Raw genomic sequence first — 2,430 nt, forward strand, 5'->3', positions numbered from 1 at the left:
GTCATACGGGCGGTTATTTTTTCATGTCCTCATGCCACAGATGGCCCGATTGCGAGAGCAGGTTGCGCGCGCCTTCCGGCCCCCACGTGCCAGCGGCATAGGGTTCGAGCGGGGCCTTGTTTTCCTTCCAGCCCTGCAGGATGGGGTCGATCCAGCGCCATGCGGCGGCGACCTCGTCACGGCGGATGAACAGGATCGGGTCACCGCGCACCACATCGAGCAGCAGCCGCTCATAGGCATCGGGGTAACGGATGTTGAAGGCTTTTTCGAATTCGATGTTGATGTCGGCGGCACGCAGGGTCAGGCTGTCGGTCGGGGTCGGATCCTTGGTGGAGACGCACAGCATCACCCCCTCATCGGGCTGGATGCGGATGATCAGCCGGTTGGGTTCGGGCCGGTTGCTGAAGATCGACCATGGCGCGGATTTGAACTGGATCACGATCTCGCTGCACTTTTCCGCCATGCGCTTGCCCGAACGCAGGTAGAACGGCACGTTGCCCCAGCGCCATGTCAGGATTTCGGCCTTCAGCGCCACGAAGGTTTCCGTCTCGCTGGTCACCCCTTCGCCCAGATCCTCCAGGTAGCTGCCCACCGTCCTGTCACCAATGGTGCCGCGCGCGTACTGCCCGCGAGAGGTGTAGATGGCCACGTCATCCGCCGAGATGGGCTTGAGCGCATGCAGCACCTTGAGCTTTTCATTGCGCACGCTGTCGGCTTCCAGCGATACGGGCGGGTCCATGGCCACAAGGCACAATACCTGCAGCAGGTGGTTCTGGATCATGTCGCGCAGCGCGCCGGAGCGGTCGTAATACGCGCCACGCCCCTCCACCCCCACGGTTTCAGCCGCCGTGATCTGCACATAGTCGATCGCATCGCACGACCACAGCCGTTCGAACACCGGATTGGCGAAGCGCAGCGCGATCAGGTTCTGGACCGTTTCCTTGCCCAGGTAATGATCGATGCGGAAAATATGGTTTTCCGGGAAGTGGCGGCCAACGCTGTCATTGATCGCCTCCGCGCTGGCCAGGTCGGTGCCGATCGGCTTTTCCAGCACCACGCGCGACTGTTCGGTAATCAGTTCCTGTCGGCTCAGGTTCTCACAGATCTGGCCATACAGCGCGGGGGAGGTGGCAAGGTAGTAAACGCGGATGCGCGTGGCGGGCGCGGTGCCCAGCAGTTCACGGATGGCGGGCCAGTTGCTGTCGGCCTCCGCCCCGTTGAGGCTGACATAGTAGACCATGTTCAGGAAACGCTGGACCGTGGCGTCATCCAGCGCGTCGGGCTGGACATGCGTGCTCAGCGCCGCATGGGCGCGCTGCTGGTAATCCGCGCGGGAAAGGGGGGAGCGCGCCGTGCCGATGATGCGCGATTCATCAGGGATCTGCCCATCGCGGTAGCGATAATAGAGCGCAGGCAGGAGCTTGCGCATGGTCAGATCCCCTGTTCCGCCAAAAACGATGTAATCAAAGGCGTCAACGGGGGGAAGATGTGCCATGGAACTCGGCCTCCTGCCTGTATCTGGTGCCTGCGTGCCGGTGGCGGCGCGCGGCCTATTGGGTATGACACGAAAGTGGCATACCGGTTGCCGTACCGATTACGGCCCGCCTCTTCACGCTGTCAAGTTGGCATTGACCATCGGGCAATGGCGCGATAATCCCGCCGTTCCACCCTGTCGCCTAGTGACATTCCCTTCATATGTCCGACGGGCGCGCAACGGCACAATCACGATATCTGGAGACAACTGCCATGAATGCTGACAATTTCGAGGCGGAAGACAGGTCCGCTGCGGTCGGTGGTATCGCAGCCGATCGCCTGCGCAGCATCATTGAACGCGTCGAACGGCTTGAGGAAGAGCGCAAGGCGCTTGCGGGCGACATAAAGGACATTTTTACCGAAGCCAAGTCCGCGGGCTTTGATGTAAAGGTGATTCGCCAGATCATACGCCTGCGCAAGCAGGAACCGGCCGAGGTGGAAGAGCAGGAAACCCTGCTTGACATCTACCGCCGCGCGCTTGGCATGTAACGTTCTGGCGGCGTCGCGCCATCGGGCGCGCGCTGCCGGGTCAACTTCAGTTCAGGTGGTGGCGCGATATGCTGTCGTCCCTATTCCCGCAATGGATGCCGCCCTGGGCGCAGGCCGCGCTTGTGGTGGGCGGCCTGCTGTTCGCGCTGGTGTGGCTGCTGGTGCCCTTCGCGGTGTTTGGCGTAAAGGGGCGGCTTGATAACCTGGCCGTGCAGCTTGACGATCTTCAGGCCCAGTTGCGGGTCATGGCGATGGGGCCGGGCAGCACCCCGCCATCCGCCCCGGTGGGCATGACCGCGCCACCGGATGTGCCCGTGTGGGAACCGGAGCCGACTGCCCGCCAGCATACGCCGCTGGCCCCCGATTATGGGGAGGACGGGGCGGAAAGCGATATTCCCGCCTATGAAC

General features: G+C 62.6%; 2 protein-coding genes and 1 pseudogene. 2 read left to right on the forward strand and 1 reads right to left on the reverse strand.

Annotation, left to right across the window (positions count from 1 at the left end; translation table 11 throughout):
• Positions 1-13: 13 nt before the first annotated feature.
• Positions 14-1,495: a glucose-6-phosphate dehydrogenase gene (gene zwf, locus JCM25156_RS13685; RefSeq protein ID WP_025813524.1), complete on the reverse strand. Its 1,482-nt coding sequence runs from the start codon at positions 1,493-1,495 to the stop codon at positions 14-16.
• A gap of 251 nt (positions 1,496-1,746) precedes the next feature.
• On the opposite strand from zwf, the gene JCM25156_RS13690 reads away from it, so the two are divergent.
• Together JCM25156_RS13690 and JCM25156_RS31280 are read left to right on the forward strand one after the other, a co-directional pair.
• Entirely contained in the window at positions 1,747-2,022 is a 276-nt protein-coding gene (locus tag JCM25156_RS13690) for a DUF2312 domain-containing protein (protein ID WP_025813525.1), read from the forward strand.
• A gap of 68 nt (positions 2,023-2,090) precedes the next feature.
• Positions 2,091-2,430: pseudogene (locus JCM25156_RS31280) on the forward strand (hypothetical protein); the annotation flags it as partial.

It is taken from the genome of Komagataeibacter kakiaceti JCM 25156 (assembly GCF_000613305.1).